Below are 20,827 nucleotides of genomic sequence, written 5' to 3' on the forward strand. Positions count from 1 at the left end.
GCGGCGGACCCGACCCCGGTGATCGTCAAAGCCGCGCAGGGCGACCCCCCGTGCGCGCTCTGTGTCGCCACCCTCGACATGTTTGTCGCCATCATGGGCGCGGAGGCCGGAAACCTCGCGCTCAAGGTGTTGGCCACCGGCGGCGTCTACGTGGCCGGGGGAATGCCGCGTCGAATCCTTCCGGCGCTCACGCAGGGGTTCATGCAGTCCTTCCGGCGCAAAGGACGATTGGTGGACCTGCTCGGCCGCGTCCCCGTCCACATCGTGCTGAATCCGAAGGTGGGGCTGATGGGCGCGGCCTCCCTCGGACTGTCCGCCGGGGGGGACGGCTAGGCCGTGGCCGCGGACAGGCCGCGGCATTGTCAGAGACCGCGAGAGGAGGAAGGCGATGTCGGATCGGACCCGGGAGATTCTGGGATGGTATTACAGCGAGAGCGCGGGCACGCTGGCGAACCTGGCCCGGCTGCTGAATCACGGGACCCTCGGCGGAACCGGGCGCATGGTTATCCTTCCCGTAGACCAGGGGTTTGAGCACGGTCCCGCGCGCAGCTTCGCGCCCAACCCGCCCGCCTATGATCCGCGCTACCACTTCGAGCTCGCGATCGAGGCCGGATGCAACGCCTACGCGGCTCCCCTCGGCTTTATCGAGGCGGGCGCCGTTGAGTTCGCAGGGGAGATCCCGCTGATCCTCAAGCTGAACAGCCACGACCTGCTTTCGGACGAGCGAGACCCGATCCCCGCCCTCACCGCGAGCGTCGGCGAAGCGTTGCGGCTCGGGTGCGCCGCGGTCGGGTACACCATCTATCCCGGATCCTCCCGAAGCCGGGAGATGTACCAACAGTTGCGCGAGGTCGCCGAGGTGGCGAAGCGCGCCGGACTGGTGGTCGTGGTGTGGTCGTATCCGCGCGGCTCGAGCTTGAGCAAGGAAGGGGAGACCGCAATCGACATCGTCGCCTACGCGGCCCACATCGCGGCCCAGCTAGGCGCACACATCATCAAGGTAAAGCTGCCGACCGATCACATCGAGAAGCCTGACGCGCAGAAGATCTATGAACAGTACGAGATCCCCATCAAGACCCTCAAGGAACGCGTGCGTCATGTCGTGCAGAGCGTGTTCCACGGGCGGCGGGTGGTGATTTTCTCGGGCGGGCCGCGGGAAGAGGACGAAGCGGTGTACAACGAGGCTCGTGCCATCCGGGACGGCGGGGGGTTTGGCTCGATCATCGGGCGGAACTCGTTCCAGCGGCCCAAGCCCGACGCGCTCCGGTTTCTACGGACCATCATGAAGATCTACGCTGGAGAGGGCGATGAACGAACGCCTGCATAGGCTGCCTGCGTGAGGGGGTGCGAGATGGAACTCGGCATGGTGGGCCTGGGACGGATGGGAGCCAATATGGCCGAGCGGTTGACTCGGGGTGGACACCGCGTGGTGGGCTTTGATCCACGGCCTGAGGCGGTCCGGCGACTCGCGGGGAATGGGGGGGTGGCCGCGTCTTCGCTCCAGGCAATCGTTGAACAGTTAGCCCCGCCCCGGGCCGTGTGGGTGATGGTGCCCTCCGGCGATCCGGTGGATCAGACGATCGCCGCATTGCTGCCGGCCCTCGCGAAGGGTGATGTCATCATCGATGGCGGCAACTCCTACTACAAGGACTCCATCCGCCGCGCGGGCCGCGTGACCGAGCGTGGCGTTGACTTCATCGATGTGGGCACGAGCGGGGGGATCTGGGGCCTCAAGGAGGGCTACAGCATGATGGTCGGCGGGGACCGTCAGGTCGTCGAGCGGCTCTCGCCGATCTTCAAGACGCTCGCGCCGGGGCCTGACCTCGGTTGGGGGTACGTGGGCCCTCACGGGGCCGGACACTACGTGAAGATGGTGCACAACGCGATTGAGTACGGGATGATGCAAGCCTACGCGGAAGGTTTCGAGCTTCTATCAAAGAAGGCCGAGTTCGCGCTCGACCTCAAACAGGTCGCCGAGATCTGGCGGTACGGCAGCGTGGTCCGTTCCTGGCTCCTGGACTTGGCCGCGAACGCGCTTGCGGAAAACCCCAATCTGGAGGGGATTGCGGCGTACGTCGAGGACAGCGGGGAGGGCCGCTGGACCGTGATCGAGGCCATCGAGCAGGCGTGCGCGATCCCGGTGATCTCGATGGCGCTGGAGCGGCGCTTCCGGTCTCGTGAGACCGATCCCTTCGGCGATCGGTTGCTGGCCGCGCTCCGCGCGCAGTTCGGGGGACACGCGGTCAAGCGCACAACGTGATGCGTCCGGACATCCGCATCAGTGCGGATGGGGACCGGCTTGCCCGAGACGTCGCCCGAGCCATCGTCGAGCGCCTGAATCAGCCCCTGGTGCCTGGGGGGAGCCGCTCCCTCTGTCTCGCGGGGGGACAGACTCCGCGCGACTTGTACCAGGTTCTGGCCACGGAATATCGGGACACGATACCGTGGCCTCGACTTCACCTGTTCTGGGGCGACGAGCGCTATGTGCCCCCGGACGACGCGCAGAGCAATTACCGGCTCGTGCGAGAATCGCTGCTGGATCACGTCCCGATTCCAAAAGAGAACGTGCATCCCATGCCCACCAACCTGCCGGACCCGAACGATGCGGCCGCGGCCTACGAGCAGACGCTACGGGAGCGGCTCTCCCCACCGTGGCCGCGCTTCGATCTCGTCCTGTTGGGGATGGGGTCCGACGGGCACACGGCCTCGCTGTTCCCCGGCTCTCCGGCCCTGGCCGAACGAACCCGGTGGGTCGCGACCTCTCGTGCCTCCGTGGAACCGCGGGTCCGGTTGACGCTGACCCTACCCGTCCTCAACCGGGCCGCCCTCGTCTTTTTCCTCGTCGCGGGAGCCGAGAAAGCGGATATCCTACGCCGGGTCCTTGCCGGCCCGTCCGAGCCGGTGCCGTACCCCGCAGCCGCCGTTAGGCCGGAAGACGGCCGCGTCGTCTGGTGGGTCGACCAGCAGGCGGCGAGGTCTCTCCCGTAGCGAGGTGGCGATGTGGCACCCCCACAGCACTATGACGCGATTGTGGTTGGGTCCGGCCAAGGCGGGAATCCGCTGGCCAAAGCGCTGGCTGTGGCGGGGCGGAAGACCGCGATGGTGGAGCGCGAGCACGTGGGGGGGACCTGCATCAACGAAGGATGCACTCCCACGAAGACGATGGTGGCGAGTGGCCGGGTCGCTTACCTGGCCCGGCGTGGAGGAGACTTTGGGATCCGCACCGGGCCGGTCGGTGTCGACCAGGCCAAGGTCCGGGAGCGGAAGAGAACCATCGTAAACGCTTGGCGGGATGGTGGCGAACGGGGACTGAGGAAAACCAAAGGGCTGGATCTCCTGTTGGGTGAGGCCAGGTTCACCGGCCCCAAGACCCTCGAGGTGCGGGTGACCGGTGGGGATCCCCGGACGCTCACCGGCGACCTCATCTTCATCAACACGGGCGCCCGGCCCGCGAAACCGCAGCTCGCCGGGATCGATCGTATCCCGGCGCTCGACTCGACGTCGGTGATGGAGCTGGGCGAGACACCCGACCACCTGCTGGTGATGGGCGGCGGCTACATCGGGTTGGAGTTCGGCCAGATGTTCCGCCGTTTCGGGAGCCGGGTGACGATCGTGCAGCGCGGGAAGCAGTTGCTGACCGGCGAAGATGCCGATGTGGCCGAGGAAGTGGCGAAGATTCTGCGCGAGGACGGCGTCGAAGTGTTGCTCGACGCGGAGGCGCAGGGCGCCGCGCCCGCCGCCGGCGGCAGGATCGATCTGACCGTCCACGTCGCCGGCGCCCGCGACCCGCGCACGCTCACCGGCTCGCACCTCCTCGTCGCGGTGGGCCGGGTGCCTAACACCGACCGGCTCAACCTCGCCGCCGCGGGGGTGCAGACCGATCGGCGGGGGTATGTGCGGGTGAACGAGCGCCTCGAGACGACCGCGCCCGGCGTCTACGGGATAGGCGACGTGAAGGGCGGGCCGGCGTTCACGCATATCTCCTACGACGACTTCCGGATCCTCGAGACCAATCTTCTCAAGGGCGGCAACACCACAACCGAGGGACGGCTCGTCCCCTACACGGTCTTCATGGATCCCGAGCTCGGCCGGGTCGGCGTGAGCGAGCAGGAGGCCCGAAACCAAGGCCGCTCGATCCGGGTCGCGAAGATGCCCATGAAGTCCGTCGCGCGGGCGGTCGAATCCGATGAGACTCGTGGGTTGATGAAGGTCGTGGTCGATGCCGCGACCGGCGCGATCCTGGGGTGCGCGATCCTGGGCATCGCGGGCGGGGAGCTGATGAGCATGGTGGAGATCGCGATGATGGGGCGGTTGCCCTACACCGCCCTGCAGAACGCGATCTTCGCTCATCCCACGCTGGCCGAGTCGCTGAATAACCTGTTTGACACCCTAAAGTGACCGCAGCCTTGTGTATCAAGGGTTTGCGGCGACTGCCTCTGTGTCTGGTGCCTTCCTGGTGCCGTAGAGGAGGCCGTCTAACAGCTCCCCGACCCCCGCAAACGCCTGCGGCATGAGGTGCCCGTAGGTGTTCAGGGTCGTCTGAATGTTAGCGTGCCCCATCCTCGCCTGGATCGCCTTCGGGTGAACGCCCGCATGGACCAACAAGCTCGCATGGGTGTGACGTAGGTCGTGGAACCGGATTCGGGGATTGGAGGATGGCCTCACGCTCCTGGCCGCGTGTGTGGCCGTTAGTTTCATTCTTGCGGCCCTAGCTGCCGTGCTCGGCCCAGCGGATCCGGGAGTCTAGTAACGCCAGCTACCCCTTCACCTCGGTCTTGCACGTCCAGCAGACCCGTTTCCCGTTGTGGAACTCGCCGAGCAGGCCGCCGCAGGTTGGGCATTGGTTCGGATTTCGTGGCTCGTGACTGCCGCGATAGCGAGGGTTTGTGGTGGGGCAGCACCCGGTCGGGAATCCGCGCCGACTCGTGAACCGTGGCGGCTTCCTGGATTGGCATCGCGATGCCGCGGACGGGCCCGTTCGCGGTCCCCGTGTGTCGGTCGATTCCCGACTCTCCCCTGGTCGCCGTACGTTTCGCCCGTCGGTGCTTCTGAACGAGGTCCCACTCCTCGTCCGTCACGCGGATGATCCTCGTCCCGCCTCCGTGCTTGCCGCGCATGTGGTTACCACCTGTGAGGTGGTTACCACTCCCTTAGTCCCCAGTCGACAACGCGAGGGAACCGTTGGTCACCGTGACGGCGAGCGCCGGCGCCGCTGACAGGGTGGTTGCAGTGCCCAGCCTGATCATCGCCCCGCTGGCGTCCCGCCACCCGGCGGCCATCTCAAGCTCGAAGCGCTTGTCCTCGAAGAACACCGCGCCCAGCAGCACCAGATAGCCCATCTCGTCGGGGCGCGGGTTTTCGTGCGGCGGCGCTTGCTCACCTCGAGGATAGTGAACGATCTTTCGGATCCGACTAGGCAGGACGACCTCGTTCGTCCGGTCGATCAAGACGGCGCCGGTTGACAGGACCGGCCCGTCCGCCAGCCATGATCTAGCAGGATCTTCACCGATAGCATCGTCGACGTCGCCTTCCACGGTAGCGATGTTTGGTATCTAGAATCGTTCCTGCGCCACTTTTCGGGTCATCCCTAACTCTTTACCTCTGCCCGACGCCCCGTTCGGCGCTGTTCACGGCCATTTACGCGTGCGCGAGGACGGCGTACCCTCTCGAAGGTGTGTTTTCCGTCATTCCTCGATAGTGTGCATTAGAAGTACGCGCGGAGGTTCGCGGGTGTTCGTGGGAGGCGGGCGAATAGGGCCTTGACGTATATTGGTTTGCGTGCGGCTTTGGTGCGAAGAATGCAAGATCTCTGAGGGTTCCGAACACTTCCAGGCACTTCCTGCTGGGCGCTACGCGCCCCGGCGTTCACACCTTCCCCTTCACCCCCCTCCCCTACCCAAGGAGACGTTGATGCCTCCCGGGCTTCGCTTCAAGCCGGTCTCCCCCGTGGTCCGCCTACACAAGCCCGCTGTCCGCCTCACCCCGCCGCCGTCCGAGGAGGGGAGACCGTTACCGCCGAACGTGTCGTCTGATGGCTTACGGCCCCACTGGTGCCGCGGAGGCCGCTCTTGAAGAACCTGCCGACCGGGACGGTCACCTTCCTCTTCACCGACATCGAGGGGTCCACCACACTCCTCCAACGCCTCGGCGATCGCCGGTACGCGGAGGTCCTGGCGGATCACCACCGGCTCCTCCGGCAGGCGTTTGCTGAACGGAATGGGCAGGAAATTGACACGCAAGGAGACGCCTTCCTGGTGGCGTTCCCTCGGGCCAGGGACGCGCTGGCGGCAGCGGTAGCGGCCCAACAGTCATTGCTGAAGCACCCCTGGCCAGACGGCGCGTCTCTCCGGTTACGGATGGGACTCCATACAGGCGAGCCGCTTAGCGGGGAGACCGGCTATGTGGGCTTAGACATCCACCGGGCTGCCCGCATCGCTGCGGTCGGGCACGGCGGGCAGATTCTTGTGTCCGACGTCACGCACGGCCTCGTGGCATGGGATCTGCCTAAAGGGGTGAGCCTGCGCGATCTCGGCGAGCACCGGCTCAAGGATCTCGCTCGTCCAGACCACCTCTTCCAGGTCGTAGCCGTCGATTTGCCCGCTGACTTTCCGCCGCTCAAATCTCTCAACGTCCTCCCCAACAACCTGCCGGTCCAATTGACCAGTTTCATCGGCCGCGAGCGAGAGAAGGCGGAGGTCAGAAGACTGCTCTCCAGCACTCGTTTTCTCACGCTCACGGGGTCGGGGGGAGAGGGCAAGACACGATTGGCCCTCCAGGTGGCCGCTGAGGGGCTGGAGGGATTTCCGGATGGGGTCTGGCTGGTGGAATTGGCGGTATTGTCCGACCCGAGTCTCGTACCAAAAGCGGTGGCCTCTGCGCTGGGCGTACCTGAGCAACCAGGCCGGTCGCTGACTGAGACGCTGACGGACTCCCTGCGGGGCAAATCGATCCTCGTCATCCTGGACAACTGTGAGCACCTGGTGGCGGCCTGCGCCCACCTGGCTAGCGCCCTCCTGCGGGCCTGCCCGAACTTGATCATTCTCGCGACGAGTCGGGAGGCGCTCGGGGTGACGGGGGAGACCACCTGGCGAGTTACGTCGCTGTCCCTCCCCGACCCGGAACGCCTGCCTCCCCTGGACCAGTTCACAGAGTACGAGGCCATCCGACTGTTTGTCGACCGGGCGGTAGCGACTGCCCCACAGTTTGCAGTGACGAATCGCAACGCACTGGCGATCGCGCAGATCTGCCATCGGTTGGATGGCATCCCACTCGCCATCGAACTCGCGGCGGCCCGCGTCAAAGTGCTGGCGGTGGAGCAGATCGCCTCGCGGCTAGACGACCGGTTTCGGTTGCTCACTGGCGGGAGCCGCACCGCCCTCCCCCGCCAACAGACGTTACGGGCGGCGATGGACTGGAGTTATCGCTTGCTCACGGAGACGGAGCGGTGGCTACTCCAGAGGCTCTCCGTGTTCGCCGGAGGATGGACTCTCGATGCGGCCGAGGGAGTCTGCACGGGCGGAAACGTAGAGGCTACTGACATTCTCGAGTTGTTGACATCTCTCGTAGACAAGTCGCTGGTGCTGGCGGAGACTCAACGCGGTGAGGCCCGTTACCGGCTCCTCGATACGGTCCGGCAGTACGCTCGTGATCGACTGGCGGAAACGGGTGACGAAGCCGACGTGCGTACTCGGCATCGAGCGTGGTATGTAGCGTTCGCAGAGCGGGCTGATAGAGAATACCGCGGACCGCGCCAGCGCATCTGGCGAGACTACGACAACCTGCGAGCGGCGCTAGTTTGGGGGAAAGAAGATCCCGGAGGCGCAGAGGCTACGCTGAGGCTGGTCGGCGCATTGATTTGGTTTTGGTGGTTGTCCGGAAACTTGACCGAGCCACGGGGGTGGATTGAGGAAGCCCTGATTCGAAAAGGCGACGCGCCACGCTCGGTCCTCCCGGAAGTCTACTGGGGCGCGGCGCACTTCGCATGGCGATTCGACGACTATGAGCGGGCAAAGGCCTTTGCCAGCGAAGGGCTGGCGATCGCCCGTGATCTGGGCGACAAATGGAATGGGGCGTTCCTCGAAGCAAGTTTGGGGATTGTCGCGATGCGCCAGATGGTATACAGGGACGCCACCAAACATACGGAAGAGGCCGTCCGCCTAGCGCGGGAAGCGGGGGATAAATGGCGTCTCAGTATCTGCCTGAACCAACAAGGAATCGTGGCTCGTTTTCAGGGCAATCTGGGCTTGGCTGGAGATCTTCATAAAGAGGCCCTGTCATTAAGTGAGGATACGGCGGACCCCGCTATCATTTCCTATACGCTCCGGTGGATCGGCTTTGTGGCGCTCCAACAGGGGGACTATCAATATGCCGTAGAGGTGTTTATGGAGAGTCTCCGTCTTTCCCGTGAGGCGGGGTATCGGGTGACCATCCTTATGTGTTTACTAGGACTCGCGGACGTGTTCAGTGCCCTCAAGCAGGATGATCGAGCAGCCCGGTTATTTGCCGCGGCGGAGGCACTGCGAGCAGCAATCGGCCATCTCCTAGCGCCTCAAGATCAGGCGGAATACGAGGGACTTCTGGCCTCTGCGCGAAGCAGACTAGGAGCGGCCCCTTTCGCAGCGGCCTGGGCCGAGGGCCGGGCGATGACGCTGGAGCAGGCCATCGACTACGCGCTGGCAACAGAAACCGGCTGAGAAAATGTTCAATCCCTGGCCTGCCCGGAGTGGTCACAAACGACTGCACTGAGTCAGCCAAATAACTGGTTGCCAGCCCCGCCTGCCCGGCACCGATGGTAACAGCTTCCACGCGCTCGACCATTCCAATCCGCCTCATGGCTTTGAGAAACGATGTTGTGCCAAATTCCGGCGGGGAAACGTGCCCCACCCTTTACTGGTCTCTGAGATCCCCAGCTCGTAGGCTCAGCGCGGAAGGACGCAGGTCACGCACAAGCCTTCGAGACTGCGGCCGAAAGAGGAGCGATAGCCAAGAAAGAGTTGCCTTGGGTGTGAACGCGTTCACAGCACCAAAGCCGGGCGGGGGTTATTGTGGGTGCAAGACAGGCGGGCCGGGCTCGACGGAGGGGGCGAGGCCATCGATTACGCGTTGGGGCCGTGAATCCGATTGATTCCATGGTGGGAATCCAGTATCTAACCGTTCTGACGCAGCAGGTAACCCGATGACGAGCGGCGATAGCGCGTTCTTAGGAACGTGGAAACTTCGGTCTGCTGTCCAAGAGGATGTCGAAACTGGTAAGAAATCGTACCCATTGGGGGCGAATCCGACTGGTTATCTGAACTACTCCCCTGATGGTCGTATGATGGGGATTCTCGTCGCCGACAACCGGAAGGCTCCAGTCACCCCTGTCCCAACAGACGCAGAGATGATCACGCTTTACAAAAGTATGGTTGCTTATGCTGGGACCTACACCGTTGATGGGAATCAGGTTACGCATCACGTCGACGCTTCTCAGGACGCACGGACAACCGGGACGAAGCTAATTCGGTTTTTCACTCTCAGCGACGGACTCCTGACACTCACCACTGCACCGGGGCCGAATCGGTGGGATGGTCGAATGAGTATACACACGTTGGTGTGGGAAAAGATGGCCTCTTCTGCGTCAGCCGGGCGATGACGCTGGAGCAGGCCGTCGGGTATGTGCTGGAGGAGACCGAGTAATAGAGCATATGCTCTGTAACCCGGGGAAGGCTTATTCTGATAACCCTGGTTATAGTTAAGATTGGTACTGGAGCGGCATAGTCTGGGCTCTCGCGTCGGGATCCGGCTCCACTCGCATGACCGGGAGGTCCATATGGCCTCACTGATCACGGGCGGCACAGGTTTTCTTGGTGTCGAGCTCACTCGCCTTCTCTTGGAAAGAGGGGAGACGAAGCCGGTTCTCTTGGATCTCAGCCCGTCTACTCAGCGGCTCGATGATGTCGCTGACCGAGTCAACCTTGTGCGAGGCGATCTCGGCAACTTCAGCGACGTATTAGATACCGTCAAAGCTTCCAAGCCGGACGTGATTTACCATTTGGGTGGCATGCTCACTTTGCTATCTGAGGCACACCCTTCAGCCGCCATGCGCGCCAACGTACTGGGGACTTTCCATGTTCTGGAGGCGGCGAGGCTTTTTGGGGTACGGCAAGTGGTTTTCTCGAGCAGCCTTGCTACCTATGGTATGGATATCCACGGGGACGTTATCGATGACTACACGTTGCAACGACCGAGCCGCTTCTATGGTGCCACCAAAGTATTCGGCGAACATATGGGACGTTTCTACAAACGAAAGTACGGCCTCGATTTCCGCGGGATTCGGTACCCGTCTATCATCGGGCCTGGCGTCACGACGCCTGGCGCTGTCCAATACATGTCATGGATGATCGAAGAATTAGCAAAAGGCAAGCCATTTGTCATTTGGACTGAACCGGAGACGGCGATACCGATCTTGTATTTCAAAGATGCGGCCAGGGCGTTGGTTGAACTGGGTGAGGCGCCGCTCGAGAGGATCAACACGGTCGTGTATGTTCTGGCTGGGGTCAAGCCCACACCAGCAGCTCAAGAACTTGCCAATATGGTTCGCCGTAGGATTCCTGGTGCGGAGATCAGCTTTGCGCCCGATCCCTCTCGCCTCGATGTCCGATCCAGGCAGATCGATGACAGTAATGCGCAGCGAGAGTGGAACTGGAAGCCGATGTATGATCACGAGCGGATCGTAGACGATTTTCTTCAAGAATTGCGGCTGCACCCGCAGCGCTATATCTGAGACAGATTGGACCTGCTTCAGACGGCGTAGTAGCCGCTCCAGGGGAGATCCTGGGCGATCTCGTCGACGATCGCTTCGAAGGGAAGGCCTCTCGGAAGTCCAAGAATCGCGGAGGTGCGACTGTGTCGCGTTCGCAATCACGCGATCCATTCCTCCGGCGGTTCCTCCTAGACTATAGACTAGGATCGCTCCAGAGACACGAGAGCCTGGTCGGGATGACCACACGGGAATGTGGTGAAGAAATCCGCGATGCGGCCAACTCCTCATATCGGAACAACGAGTCTTTTTGGTGCCTTCTTGGTGCCTTAACGAAGCACGACATGCCGAAATCGTATCGAACAACTCGAAACGACTCGAAACGACACGGGCCCCGTAAACTCAGGCAGGACGCGGGTTTCCGCGTATTGCCTGCCTTTGCGCCGTGTTCGATGGAATGACGCGCGCACACTAACCTGTTTGACCACATCGAGTAAGGGGGCATAGCGCGAGCCCGGCGGACGTTTTCGTTGTGGCGGACTATACATGGTGAAAATGCGGTGTTGCGGGACTTGACCGTACCAGGCGCGGCCTGGGAGGTACCCTCGGCGGTACTGATCGGCCATGGGGTGGAGGATAGCCTTCCGAGCGCTCCGCCTGGGGCGTTACGCGTTCTCGTCGTCGCCGAGGATGCCCTCGCGCGGGCCGGACTTGCGGCGATCCTAGCCGAACTCCCCGACTGTGTCGTGGTCGGACGGGTGCCGCCCGGCCCCGAGCTGACGCACGCGCTCGACAGGCTCGATCCCGACGCGGTGGTGTGGGACGCCGAACGCGCGGGGGCGCTGCCCGATCTTGCCGATCTCGGCGAGGATGCGCCCCCGGTCTTGGTGCTCTCCCCCGCGGCATCGCCGACGCGCTCCGGCTCGGCGGATGGCCCTCTGGGCTTGCTGCCCCGTGATGCCGATGCGTCGACACTCGCGGCGGCGTTGCGCGCCATCGCGAGTGGACTGACCGTCGTGGATCCGGCATTTGCGGGCGCGCTTCCGTGGTCACGCGCCCGGCAGGACACGGGGCTCCCTGAAGCGTTGACTCCCCGCGAGGCCGAGGTGTTGCAGTTGGTCGCGGCGGGTCTCCCCAACAAGCTCATCGCCGATCGCCTCGGAATCAGTGAACACACGGTCCGGTTTCACCTCACCGCCATCTTCGGGAAGCTCGACGCCCACACGCGTACGGAAGCGGTGACCCGCGCGGCCCGCCTCGGCGTGATCACCCTCTGACCTGGCGGATCCGCTAGGGCGCGCCCCGGCCAAACAGCGGATGCGTCCGTCTTCCTCCCTCCGGTACACTGCATCCGGAGGTGATTCAAACATGAACGAGCTTTCGACGTTGTCAGGAGATCTTGCCGGCCTCATCGAGTCGGCCGGCGCAGGCGTGGTGGGCGTGGAGGCGGGCCGGCGGTCCCGGGGCACCGGGGTGGCCTGGTCATCCGATGGGGTGATCGTTACGGCCGACCACGTGATCCATCATGAAGAGGGGATTCAAGTCCGGCTGGCCGACGGGCAGGAGATCCCTGGGACCTTGGTCGGTCGGGATCCGACGACCGATATCGCCGTGCTTCGCGTTCGCGACGCCGCCGTGAAGGCGCTTCGATGGGAAGAACCGTCCTCGCTCAAGGTCGGGAATCTTGTCGTGGCGCTCGGACGGCCGGGCAGGACGCTGCGCGCGACGATCGGGATCGTGAGCGTCCTCGGAGACGCGTGGCAGTCGCCCGCGGGAGGGCGGATCGATCGTTACCTCGAGGCCGACGTCGCGCTCTACCCGGGATTCTCGGGCGGGCCGCTCATCGACGTGGCGGGGAACGTGCACGGGATCAACACCGCCGGCCTCCGGCGCGGCGGGAGCCTGACGGTGGTCACCCCCACCATCCGCCGCGTGGTGGAAGCCCTCGTAGCCCACGGCCGGATTCGCCGCGGGTATTTGGGGATCGCGACGCAGCCGGTGCGGCTCGCCCCCGCCCTCGCGGAGCGTGTCCAGCAACACCGGGGTCTGCTGGTTCTGGAAGTGGAGCCGGGAAGTCCCGCCGAGCAAGGCGGCCTGTTCCTGGGAGATACGTTGCTGCAAGTCGCCGGGCAGCCCGTCCGGTATCCGGAAGAGCTTTTCGGATTGCTGGGCGGGGATCGCATCGGGGCGCCCGTGTCCGTCCGGGTCCTTCGCGCCGGGGCGCCGCAGGAGGTGTCCGTGACCGTGGGCGAACGGCTGCGGAAGAGCGCGTAACGGAATAACGCCTCCCGATCCAAAGGGACGGGACGGGTCGGGGCTGCTCGCCGAAAGCGACGCAGCCCCGATCGCGTTTCCGCCGAGGCGTCACCGGGGATCAGGTTCGATCCAGAGGGTGCGCGGCACAGGCGGAGTGCGCTAGGTGTGGGCTAGTGGAAGTGGGCGATCGTCTTCCACTTGGACCTCTGCCAGTTGTCGCGGATCCCCGGCGGCGGGATCCACGCCGGTAGGGGCATCAACAAAAAGCCCGAGAGCGCGTACACGTACGGCTCGTACATCTCCCGCAGCTCCGCGAGCCGCTCCTCGAAGGCCCGGCTGGGGTGGAGGGCAAGATGCGCCTCCGCGAGAATCTTGCGCAGCCGCTCGAGATCGTCCGGCGGGAGCCGGTCGGGCTCGGGCGCGATCGGCGATCTGTTGAGGATCTGGCTTAGGTCTACGACCGCGTGACGGGCCATCGCAAAGGTGAGCCCGGCGGTGCGCGAACGGACTCCATCGACCCCCGCCATGATGACCGCGCAGGCATCGAGGATGGTCGTGAGCGCGGCAAGCCATGATTGGTTGTCGTGTTCCGATCGATAGAAGCAGAGATTCGGATACGCGATGTGCGAATCGAGCAGGTCGGCCGCCCACTCCTCCCATTTCTCGAGAAAGGGGTCGAGCGCCGATACGTGATCGTACTCCCCCAGCCGCCGAAGGAACTCGACCGCCGTGGGGGGGGACCCCGCCCACGCATCCAGGAGGGTGATGCGCACCTCGCGCTGCGAGAACGCCTGGTACAGGACCGGCAGGTACGAGATGATGAGGGCGAGGAAGCCGAACCCGATACCGGCCTCCGCGATCGTCACCAGCCGGGCCCCGAAGGTGCGCGGGACCACGTCGCCGAGTCCGAGCGTGAAGAACGTCGTCCCGCTCAAATACAGATCGGTGGCCAGCGTCGGGACCCGATCCGGGCTCGTGACATGTGACCCCAGTCCCCACTGCCACAGGCCGAATCCGAATATCAATCCGATCGCCCACACCGCCAGGAGCCAAATGGTCGTGAACGGGCCATAGTAGCTCAGGTACGTCTCGCGCTTCGCCCCGGGCGGGATCCTCCGCATCAGTGCCGAGTAGGTGCGCCAGGCGGGGGCAAGCGCCAGCAAGGCGATGCGGAGGCGCCGCGAGACCCTCCGGGGGAGCACGACGGTCTCGAACGCGTCCCACAGGATTACGGCGATCAAGAAGAGCGCGAGCAGCAGAGCGAGGAGGTTCATTCGGCCGCCGGCGCCCCCATGATGGCCGAGCGCTGGATGTCCTCGTACCGGATCTTGGCCACGTCGAACGCCTCGAGGTTGGCCGCGAGCTTCTTGAAGGTCTGGTCGAAGGAGGGCAGCGTCTTGCGCTGCCGGGTCAGCGGCGTCGTCCGCGCGAGCACGTACGGCTTCACGTACGGGTGGTTGATGCCCCGCTTCTTGAGCCTGGCGACGACGTCGCCCAGGATCTCGTCGGTGCGCCGCACCAAGCCGGCGCGCTCCTCGCGCTCGGGGAGCGTTTTGGGAAAGGTGCCCTTCAGGAACTTGTCGACGCGGCGGAGGATGGGCGCGAAGGCGCCGCCGGCGAAGCGTTTGTTGGTTTCGTAGAGGAGGCCGAGCGTGATGAAATACGCGGCCTCGAACTGAAAGGTGTAGTCCTCCTCGCCCTGCGATGGCGCCTCCGCCACGAGGCCGCGATACATCCGAATCACCTCGAGCGACTTTTCCTTTACATTGTGCGCCTTTTCCGTGTTCAATGCGAGGATCTGGAATCCCACGTCGGGCTCAGGGACAAGAATCGCCGGGATCTCCTTGGCTTTGAGCTTCTCCATGATCGCCCGGCGGTGATTGCCGTTCGGCGTCCAGTACACTCCCGGCCGGGGCGACATCACGACAATGGGGTCGACGAACCGGTCGAGCTTCTTCACGGCGGTTTGGAGGCGCTTCACGTGCGCGGGGGAGAGATCGCGTTGATAGGGCGTGGGTTCGACCTTCGCCATGGGCAGCAGGCCGAAGATCTGCCAGTGGTCGCCGAGGGGTTCGCGGTAGATCGCCAGCACATGGCCGCCGTCGCGCTCGACCTGCTCGGCCAGGGTGACCACCGGTTTCGGTGGGGTTTCATCGGGCAGGACGGTCCACGGGGTCACGAAACACCTCCAGTGAGCTCGATCACCGGATGCATTGACACACGGTCTGCGGTGTGCGTACATGATGGCACGCAGAGGACGGAGACCATTCGGAGGGCGCGGGCATGCGAGAGGACCTCATCCAGGACGTCGACGGCGGCGATGGTATTCTGACCATCCGCGGGAGCCGCACCCATCGGACGTGGAACGGCATTCACTACAAGACCGGGCTGTCCGCGAAGAACGTCGGCGCGAGCAAGCTCTCCATGAACGTCGCCACCATCCCCCCCGGGGGCGTGGCGTATGCGCACATCCACGTGGACTTCGAGGTCATGCTCTACATCCTCGAGGGACGCGTGCGCCACGAGTACGGGCCGGGCTGCCGGCAGGCGATCGACAATGAGGCGGGCGACTTCATCTTCATCGAACCCGGTGTCCCCCACGAAGTGGTGAACCTGAGCGACTCCGAGCCCGTCGTGGCGGTGGTCGCCCGGTCCGACGCATCGGAGTGGGAGCATATCATCAAGTATGATCGCGTGAACGCGCGACCGGTCCCCGATTCATAGAATCCCGAGCCCCTTCTTGTGCCTGATCCGGCCGATCTCCTCCCGGCCACGTCTTCGATTCATGACGGAACGGACAGGGATTTCCCTCGTGGTGGCGAACGCCATGCGGAGAAAGGCTGCCCGGCGTGGCGGGTCCCACTCCGGGGGAAAGGAGGAGCAGATGCGGACGCTCATTGCCGCCGTGCTCGTGGGGATGGCGCTCGGATTGCTGGCGACGGCCGCGTTGGCGTGCCAGGATGACGCCTACAAGCCTCCGAACGACGCGCCCCAGGTGCAAACCCCGCCGGTGTCGAGCGGGTCTTGAGAGGACGACTCCACGGTTCGTGCCGGCGGCCGGGATGCCTCCCGGCCGCTGGCCGTTTGCGGCGTTAACCGGCCCGTGCGGCGGTTCCTTCACGCCTGCGCCTGACGTCGACGCGGTCATGACGCGCAGCCGATCCCGGGCCGGCTCGATCGGGCTGCTGCTCGTGCTCGCCGTCATCTGGGGCGGCTCCGTCCCGCTGACGAAGCTCGGCCTTCGCGATCTTCCCCCGCTGACGCTCACGGCGATGCGCTATCTCGTCGCCGCGCCGTTTTTTGCCCTCTTCCTGTGGGGCCGGCCACTTCCCCCGCCCCGCGCGCTCGCGGCAGCCGGAGGGCTCGGAGTCCTCGGCATCGCCATCGGACAAGTCGCGCAGACCCTCGGTGTCCGCGAGATATCCGCCTCCGTCGCCACCGTGATCTCGGCGTTGATCCCGATCTTCGTGGTCGTCTTCGCCAGGGTCCGGTTACGTCAACCCATCCGCATCCGGGAAGCGTGCGGACTCGCCGTCGCGTTCACGGGGGTGGTGTTGGTGGCCGGGGGCGACCCGCGCGAGCTCATCGCGTCCGGAGGGGCCATGCTCCGGGGCGAGGCGTTGATGCTCCTCTCTGCCGTCGCCGTCGCGCTGTACTACGTGCTGAGCCTGAGCCTGGTCGCGGCGCACTCCGTCATCACGGTCGCCGCGCTGTCCTCGCTGGCCGGGGCCGCCGCGCTGGTGCCCGTCTCCGCGTGGGAGTTGAGGCATGCGGCCGCGAGGATTACGGAAGTGGGGGTGTTTGTCGTCTTCTACCTCGCCGTCCTCGTCACCGTCGTCGGGTTGGTCATCTGGTTCTCTTCGCTGAATCGGCTGCCCGCGAGCATCGCGGCCGTCTTGCAATACCTGCAACCGATCGTGGGGGTGGCGGCATCGGCCGCGCTTTTCGGGGATCCCCTTGGGGTGCCGTTCGGCATCGGCGCCGGGTTGGTCGCCCTCGGGATTGCGCTCAGTACGACCGGACAGATGCGCGATGCTCAGGAGTTACGCCTGCCCGTCCCGAAGTGAACAGGCGTATCCGGGAGGGGATGATCGCCCAATGACCACACCACGGTTCGAGAGCGGACCGTTCCCCGTGGGGGCGGATGCCGTCCTCAGCCGCTTCAGTCCGCTGTCGCGCATCTTGTTTTTCGACGACTTCGACCGCGGCCTGAACGGGTGGACGGCCTTGATCGGAAACTATGAGGGCACACTCGACAGCATGCTCCCCGAGTACCGCGACCTGCGTCCGCCCATGCTCAGCAACCTCTCGATGTGGGACACAGGCACGGTAGGGGCGCTGGACGGGACCTACGCGATGAAGCTGGCGACCCGGCCAAAGGCGTCGAGCCTCGCGGTGGCGGTCAAGCGTCTCACGTGGCGGTACGCGGGGCCGATCCAGATGGAGGTGTTCTTTACCTACAAACCGGAAGCGGTGGCGCTGGAACTGTTGGACACCGGCGTTCGGGCGTTTGGGTTCGCGATCGATATCCAGATGGGGGATCGCGCCACCGGCCCGGTCGAGCGTGTGATGCCGCACCTTCGCTACCTGAACGCGCTCGACGGCCGGCCGGTCGAGCGGTGGCAGTTCAAGCGAGCGATCGAGCCGCTGCGCGGCATCGGCGGCAGCGGCAAGACGCGGTCCCATTTTCACCTGGCGGCCTCGGGCTGGGAGGATGTCCCAGGAGGCGCGCAGCGCCTGTGCTACAACGAGATCGCCACGAAGCACAACTGGTATTATGTGCAGATCGGGTTCGATCTGGCGTCGATGTCGTTCACGCGGTTTCGGTGCAACGACCGGGTGTTTGATCCGTCGGGGATCGCTCCGATGCGATTCCCGGCGATGCCGAACCTCTGGTGCATGCTCAATCCGCTGATGTGGGTGGAGGCGGACGCCGAGACGCGGGCGTTCTTGTACGTTGATTCCGTGGTCGTCTCCGCGGAGCTCGATGCATGATTCGCCGCAGCCACACCGCGTTGGTGGAACGGAACGTCGAGTGGTCCGGGGCATTTGCGACGGAGCCCTACGAAGCGGGTTGGGCCTCGGAGGCGCTCTTCTTCGTGCGGACGCTCCGGCCCGTCACGCTGAGCCCCAACGCGTCCGCCGCAGTGCAGGTCTCCCCGGACGGCATGGTCTGGTGCGATGAAGGGACCGTCGTCCCTCTGCGGGGAGATCCTGGGCAGACGTTCTGCCGCGTTCGGCAGTTCGGGGGGTGGCTTCGGCTCACGGGCCACTTGCCTCCGGGGGAGACGCTCGCGGTAACCGTCTACCTCGTCCTCAAGGAATGACCGCCGCGCCGAGCCGAGCTAGGTCGCTCCTTCGAGTCGCGACCAGATGTTGATGGCGTAGTGGATCCCGTTCGCGAAATGAGGGATGGTCATGAACTCGTTGGGCGCATGGCCGAGCCAGTCGGGGGGCCCCACGCCCGTGGCCACTCCGGCCACGCCCAGGCGGACGCCGAGCCAGCACGCCTGACGGCCCGAGGCCTCAGACCGCGGTTTGACCAACGGCGCGGCGGGCGCGTAAGTCTGGCGGGCGGCCTCGATCACGGCCCGAGATACGTGCGAACGAACGGGGGCCCTAGAGGGCTCGATCATACTCTTCGGCGCGACGCGTACGTCGCCATACCCATGACGAGCCAGATGGCGCTCCAGCTTCCCGAGGATGTCGCGGGGGTCCTGGCGCCAGACTAGGCGGAAATCCAGGTGGGCGCGGGCCCGATGGGGGAGCACCGTCTGCGTGCCCTCGCCGGCATAGCCGGCTCGGAACCCGGCGATGTTGCATGTCGGCTGGAACAGCAGACGTTCCAGGGCCGCCGTCCCGGTCACGCCCGTGAGGAAACGGTCGACGCCGAGGTGAGCGCTCTGCGCGGCGTTGTCCCACGTGTACCCATCGAGGAGGCGGCGCTCCTCCCCGTCCGGGGGTAGCACGTCATCATAGAAGCCTTCGATCGCGATCCGCTCGTCGGCTCCCTTCAGCGTCCCCAGGGCCCAGACGATTCGCCAGGCGGGGTTCGGCACGAGCCGCGCCCGGGCGCTGTGTAGATCTTTCGTGCCGCCCTGACAATCGAGGTGCACGTAGAGGAGGCCGCTGCTGCCGAGGGTGATCGTCGGCCGGTCCGATGGATCGAAGCCGCCGTCGAAGGAGAGCGTGAAGTCGCATCGCAAAAGCTCCCGATGTGCATCGACGAACGCCGGCAGGCTCGGGCTTCCGGATTCTTCCTCGCCGTCGAACAAGAATTTCAGGTTGATCGGCGGGCCGTCCGCGGTGTTCACGAACGCCGCTGCCGCGGCCAGATGGCAGACGAGGTTGCCTTTGGCGTCGGTGGCCCCGCGCCCGATGATGCGGTCGCCCTCGATCTCGGCGGCAAACGGCGGATGGCGCCACTGCTCGATGGGCTCCTCGGGCTGCACGTCGTAATGGGTGTAAATCAAGAGGGTCGGAGCCCCATCGCGCGCCGCGCGCAGCTCACCAAACACGACCGGGTGCCCGTCCGTGTCGAGGGTCCGCGCGTCGATCCCGATCGACCGCATGTGCGCAACGATCAGGTCGGCGCACTCCCGGACGCCGCGGTTCTGCGAGGACACGCTCGGCTGACGGATGAGCTGGCGCAACACGTCGATGAAATCGTCCCGGTGCTCGTCAGCGTATTCGTGCACCGCGGCCTGGGCCATCTGCGCGTCTCCGATCACCTCGAGGTGCGTTGCGCTGAGCCCCTTTCGAGGACACCCGGGGGGTTCCTCCGTCGCGGGAACGGTCTAGCAGCCGTCGAAGATCGCGCGCTCACGGATCAGCTCCTTCCATGAAAGGGATTCAAACCACCGAGGGGAATCCCAGTAAGAATCCCCGACTCAGTAGGAAAGGATATCTCCATGACCCCTCGCACACCCGTGGGTCGCGCAAAGGTCGCGCTGGTCTTTGGGGCCAGTACCGGAATCGGACGTGCCACGGCATTCGAGCTCAGTCGGGCCGGGTTTGCCGTGGGGGTGGCCGCCCGCTCACTCGATGTGCTGAAAGAGGTCGCCGCCAAGCTCGAGGCGCAGGGCGCTCAGGCCGAGGCCATCGGGGTTGACGTCGCCGAACGGGCCCAGGTCGACGCCGCGGTGCGCCGGGTCGTTGACCGCTGGCACGGGTTGGACGTTGTGGTCAACTCCGCGGGCACCAACCTGATGCGGCAACGTCGCATCGACGTGATCTCGGAGGCGGACTGGAACGGGCTTCTTGCCGTGAACTTGAACGGGGCCTTCCATACCACCCAGGCCGCCGTGCTCGAGATGCGACACCGGGGCGGTGGGCTGATTATTCAGATCTCCTCGGTCTCGGGTCGGTGGGGGGATAAGTCGGGGCCGGCGTATCAGGCCAGCAAGCATGGGATCATCGGGGTGTGCCAGGCGACGATGATCGAAGAACGACTGAACGGTATCCGCGCCACCGCGATCCTGCCCGGTCTCGTCGACACCCCGCTTATTGCCCGCCGCCCGGAGCCGGTCCCCCGAGAGATTTTGGCACAGGCGATGCAGCCGGAGGATATCGCCGCCGCGTGCGTGTTCCTGGCCAGCTTGTCGCCGCGGAGTTATATCCCCGAACTCATCATGATGCCCCCGCGTCTCCAGTGCATCGGTCAGGCGATCGTGTGAATCCCGCGCGCTGATTCGGCGGCACCTCTCCAGGGAGCGCGGGCCTCGACTTCGAAAGAGGGTGGTGAGGATGAGCCCACAACTCTTGCTCATTGCCGCGGTGGCCGCCGTCGGGGTGCTCCACACGATCGTCCCCGACCACTGGCTCCCCATCACG

Annotated in this window: 20 protein-coding genes; 15 read left to right on the plus strand and 5 right to left on the minus strand. The window is 65.0% G+C overall.

Features of this window, described 5'->3' with window-relative positions; translation table 11 throughout:
• The 5 genes from VFP86_14460 to VFP86_14480 form a co-directional block, all read left to right on the plus strand.
• On the plus strand, nt 1-333 hold a 333-nt coding region (locus tag VFP86_14460), incomplete at its 5' end, for a glucokinase (protein ID HET9000836.1).
• A 55-nt stretch (nt 334-388) separates the two neighbouring features.
• The gene (locus tag VFP86_14465) at nt 389-1,327 is read left to right on the plus strand and encodes a class I fructose-bisphosphate aldolase (protein HET9000837.1); all 939 of its coding nucleotides are present in this window, start codon (nt 389-391) and stop codon (nt 1,325-1,327) included.
• Nucleotides 1,328-1,351: 24 nt separating this feature from the next.
• The gene (gene gnd / locus VFP86_14470) at nt 1,352-2,260 is read left to right on the plus strand and encodes a decarboxylating 6-phosphogluconate dehydrogenase (protein ID HET9000838.1); all 909 of its coding nucleotides are present in this window, start codon (nt 1,352-1,354) and stop codon (nt 2,258-2,260) included.
• Nucleotides 2,260-2,988, plus strand: a complete 729-nt coding sequence (pgl, locus tag VFP86_14475) for a 6-phosphogluconolactonase (GenBank protein ID HET9000839.1) — start codon at nt 2,260-2,262, stop codon at nt 2,986-2,988. The genes gnd and pgl overlap by 1 nt, the downstream gene beginning before the upstream one ends.
• 12 nt (nt 2,989-3,000) lie before the next feature.
• The gene (locus VFP86_14480) at nt 3,001-4,398 is read left to right on the plus strand and encodes a mercuric reductase (GenBank protein ID HET9000840.1); all 1,398 of its coding nucleotides are present in this window, start codon (nt 3,001-3,003) and stop codon (nt 4,396-4,398) included.
• Nucleotides 4,399-4,413: 15 nt separating this feature from the next.
• On the opposite strand, the gene VFP86_14485 is transcribed toward VFP86_14480, so the two are convergent.
• Entirely contained in the window at nt 4,414-4,698 is a 285-nt protein-coding gene (locus tag VFP86_14485; protein ID HET9000841.1) for a tyrosine-type recombinase/integrase, read from the minus strand.
• Between the two features lie 452 nt (nt 4,699-5,150).
• The gene (locus VFP86_14490; protein HET9000842.1) at nt 5,151-5,534 is read right to left on the minus strand and encodes a hypothetical protein; all 384 of its coding nucleotides are present in this window, start codon (nt 5,532-5,534) and stop codon (nt 5,151-5,153) included.
• Between the two features lie 534 nt (nt 5,535-6,068).
• Here VFP86_14490 and VFP86_14495 point away from each other — a divergent pair.
• The 4 genes from VFP86_14495 to VFP86_14510 all read left to right on the plus strand — a co-directional run bounded on the left by VFP86_14495 (nt 6,069) and on the right by VFP86_14510 (nt 13,012).
• Nucleotides 6,069-8,693, plus strand: coding sequence for an adenylate/guanylate cyclase domain-containing protein (locus tag VFP86_14495; GenBank protein HET9000843.1), 2,625 nt, complete (start codon nt 6,069-6,071; stop codon nt 8,691-8,693).
• Between the two features lie 1,115 nt (nt 8,694-9,808).
• A complete protein-coding gene (locus VFP86_14500) occupies nt 9,809-10,762 on the plus strand; it encodes an NAD-dependent epimerase/dehydratase family protein (GenBank protein ID HET9000844.1) in 954 nt (317 codons plus the stop codon).
• 536 nt (nt 10,763-11,298) lie between these two features.
• Nucleotides 11,299-12,015 (plus strand): response regulator transcription factor, encoded by a 717-nt coding sequence (locus tag VFP86_14505; protein ID HET9000845.1) that lies wholly within the window; start codon nt 11,299-11,301, stop codon nt 12,013-12,015.
• Between the two features lie 91 nt (nt 12,016-12,106).
• Complete coding sequence (locus VFP86_14510; protein HET9000846.1) at nt 12,107-13,012, plus strand: trypsin-like peptidase domain-containing protein; 906 nt, start codon at nt 12,107-12,109, stop codon at nt 13,010-13,012.
• Between the two features lie 152 nt (nt 13,013-13,164).
• Here the strand turns inward: VFP86_14510 and VFP86_14515 are convergent, their stop codons facing one another.
• The gene (locus VFP86_14515) at nt 13,165-14,268 is read right to left on the minus strand and encodes a potassium channel family protein (GenBank protein HET9000847.1); all 1,104 of its coding nucleotides are present in this window, start codon (nt 14,266-14,268) and stop codon (nt 13,165-13,167) included.
• Nucleotides 14,265-15,173, minus strand: a complete 909-nt coding sequence (locus tag VFP86_14520) for a ParB N-terminal domain-containing protein (GenBank protein ID HET9000848.1) — start codon at nt 15,171-15,173, stop codon at nt 14,265-14,267. The genes VFP86_14515 and VFP86_14520 overlap by 4 nt, the downstream gene beginning before the upstream one ends.
• 104 nt (nt 15,174-15,277) lie before the next feature.
• Between VFP86_14520 and VFP86_14525 the strand changes: the two genes are divergently transcribed.
• The 5 genes from VFP86_14525 (at nt 15,278) to VFP86_14545 (ending at nt 18,321) form a co-directional block, all read left to right on the plus strand.
• Nucleotides 15,278-15,718 carry a cupin domain-containing protein gene (locus VFP86_14525; protein HET9000849.1) on the plus strand — a complete coding sequence of 147 codons (441 nt, stop codon included), beginning with the start codon at nt 15,278-15,280 and terminating at the stop codon, nt 15,716-15,718.
• Between the two features lie 160 nt (nt 15,719-15,878).
• Nucleotides 15,879-16,022, plus strand: a complete 144-nt coding sequence (locus VFP86_14530) for a hypothetical protein (protein ID HET9000850.1) — start codon at nt 15,879-15,881, stop codon at nt 16,020-16,022.
• A gap of 19 nt (nt 16,023-16,041) precedes the next feature.
• Nucleotides 16,042-17,061, plus strand: a complete 1,020-nt coding sequence (locus VFP86_14535) for a DMT family transporter (protein ID HET9000851.1) — start codon at nt 16,042-16,044, stop codon at nt 17,059-17,061.
• A 31-nt stretch (nt 17,062-17,092) separates the two neighbouring features.
• The gene (locus tag VFP86_14540; GenBank protein HET9000852.1) at nt 17,093-17,989 is read left to right on the plus strand and encodes a DUF6772 family protein; all 897 of its coding nucleotides are present in this window, start codon (nt 17,093-17,095) and stop codon (nt 17,987-17,989) included.
• Nucleotides 17,986-18,321 (plus strand): hypothetical protein, encoded by a 336-nt coding sequence (locus tag VFP86_14545; GenBank protein ID HET9000853.1) that lies wholly within the window; start codon nt 17,986-17,988, stop codon nt 18,319-18,321. Before VFP86_14540 ends, VFP86_14545 begins: the two co-directional genes overlap by 4 nt.
• Nucleotides 18,322-18,339: 18 nt before the next feature.
• Here VFP86_14545 and VFP86_14550 read toward each other — a convergent pair whose 3' ends face one another.
• On the minus strand, nt 18,340-19,707 hold the full coding sequence (locus VFP86_14550) for a M20/M25/M40 family metallo-hydrolase (protein HET9000854.1): 1,368 nt from the start codon (nt 19,705-19,707) through the stop codon (nt 18,340-18,342).
• Between the two features lie 198 nt (nt 19,708-19,905).
• Between VFP86_14550 and VFP86_14555 the strand changes: the two genes are divergently transcribed.
• A complete protein-coding gene (locus tag VFP86_14555) occupies nt 19,906-20,670 on the plus strand; it encodes an SDR family NAD(P)-dependent oxidoreductase (GenBank protein HET9000855.1) in 765 nt (254 codons plus the stop codon).
• Nucleotides 20,671-20,827: the final 157 nt, after the last annotated feature.

The organism is bacterium, from assembly GCA_035703895.1.
GTDB lineage: Bacteria > Sysuimicrobiota > Sysuimicrobiia > Sysuimicrobiales > Segetimicrobiaceae > Segetimicrobium.

Coding starts and splice junctions, on each gene's coding strand:
- VFP86_14465 (HET9000837.1), top strand. CDS start 389: ATGTCGGATCGGACCCGGGAGATTCTGGGATGGTATTACAGCGAGAGC.
- gnd (HET9000838.1), top strand. CDS start 1,352: ATGGAACTCGGCATGGTGGGCCTGGGACGGATGGGAGCCAATATGGCC.
- pgl (HET9000839.1), top strand. CDS start 2,260: ATGCGTCCGGACATCCGCATCAGTGCGGATGGGGACCGGCTTGCCCGA.
- VFP86_14485 (HET9000841.1), bottom strand. CDS start 4,698: ATGAAACTAACGGCCACACACGCGGCCAGGAGCGTGAGGCCATCCTCC.
- VFP86_14500 (HET9000844.1), top strand. CDS start 9,809: ATGGCCTCACTGATCACGGGCGGCACAGGTTTTCTTGGTGTCGAGCTC.
- VFP86_14510 (HET9000846.1), top strand. CDS start 12,107: ATGAACGAGCTTTCGACGTTGTCAGGAGATCTTGCCGGCCTCATCGAG.
- VFP86_14515 (HET9000847.1), bottom strand. CDS start 14,268: ATGAACCTCCTCGCTCTGCTGCTCGCGCTCTTCTTGATCGCCGTAATC.
- VFP86_14525 (HET9000849.1), top strand. CDS start 15,278: ATGCGAGAGGACCTCATCCAGGACGTCGACGGCGGCGATGGTATTCTG.
- VFP86_14530 (HET9000850.1), top strand. CDS start 15,879: ATGCGGACGCTCATTGCCGCCGTGCTCGTGGGGATGGCGCTCGGATTG.
- VFP86_14540 (HET9000852.1), top strand. CDS start 17,093: ATGACCACACCACGGTTCGAGAGCGGACCGTTCCCCGTGGGGGCGGAT.
- VFP86_14545 (HET9000853.1), top strand. CDS start 17,986: ATGATTCGCCGCAGCCACACCGCGTTGGTGGAACGGAACGTCGAGTGG.
- VFP86_14550 (HET9000854.1), bottom strand. CDS start 19,707: ATGGCCCAGGCCGCGGTGCACGAATACGCTGACGAGCACCGGGACGAT.
- VFP86_14555 (HET9000855.1), top strand. CDS start 19,906: ATGACCCCTCGCACACCCGTGGGTCGCGCAAAGGTCGCGCTGGTCTTT.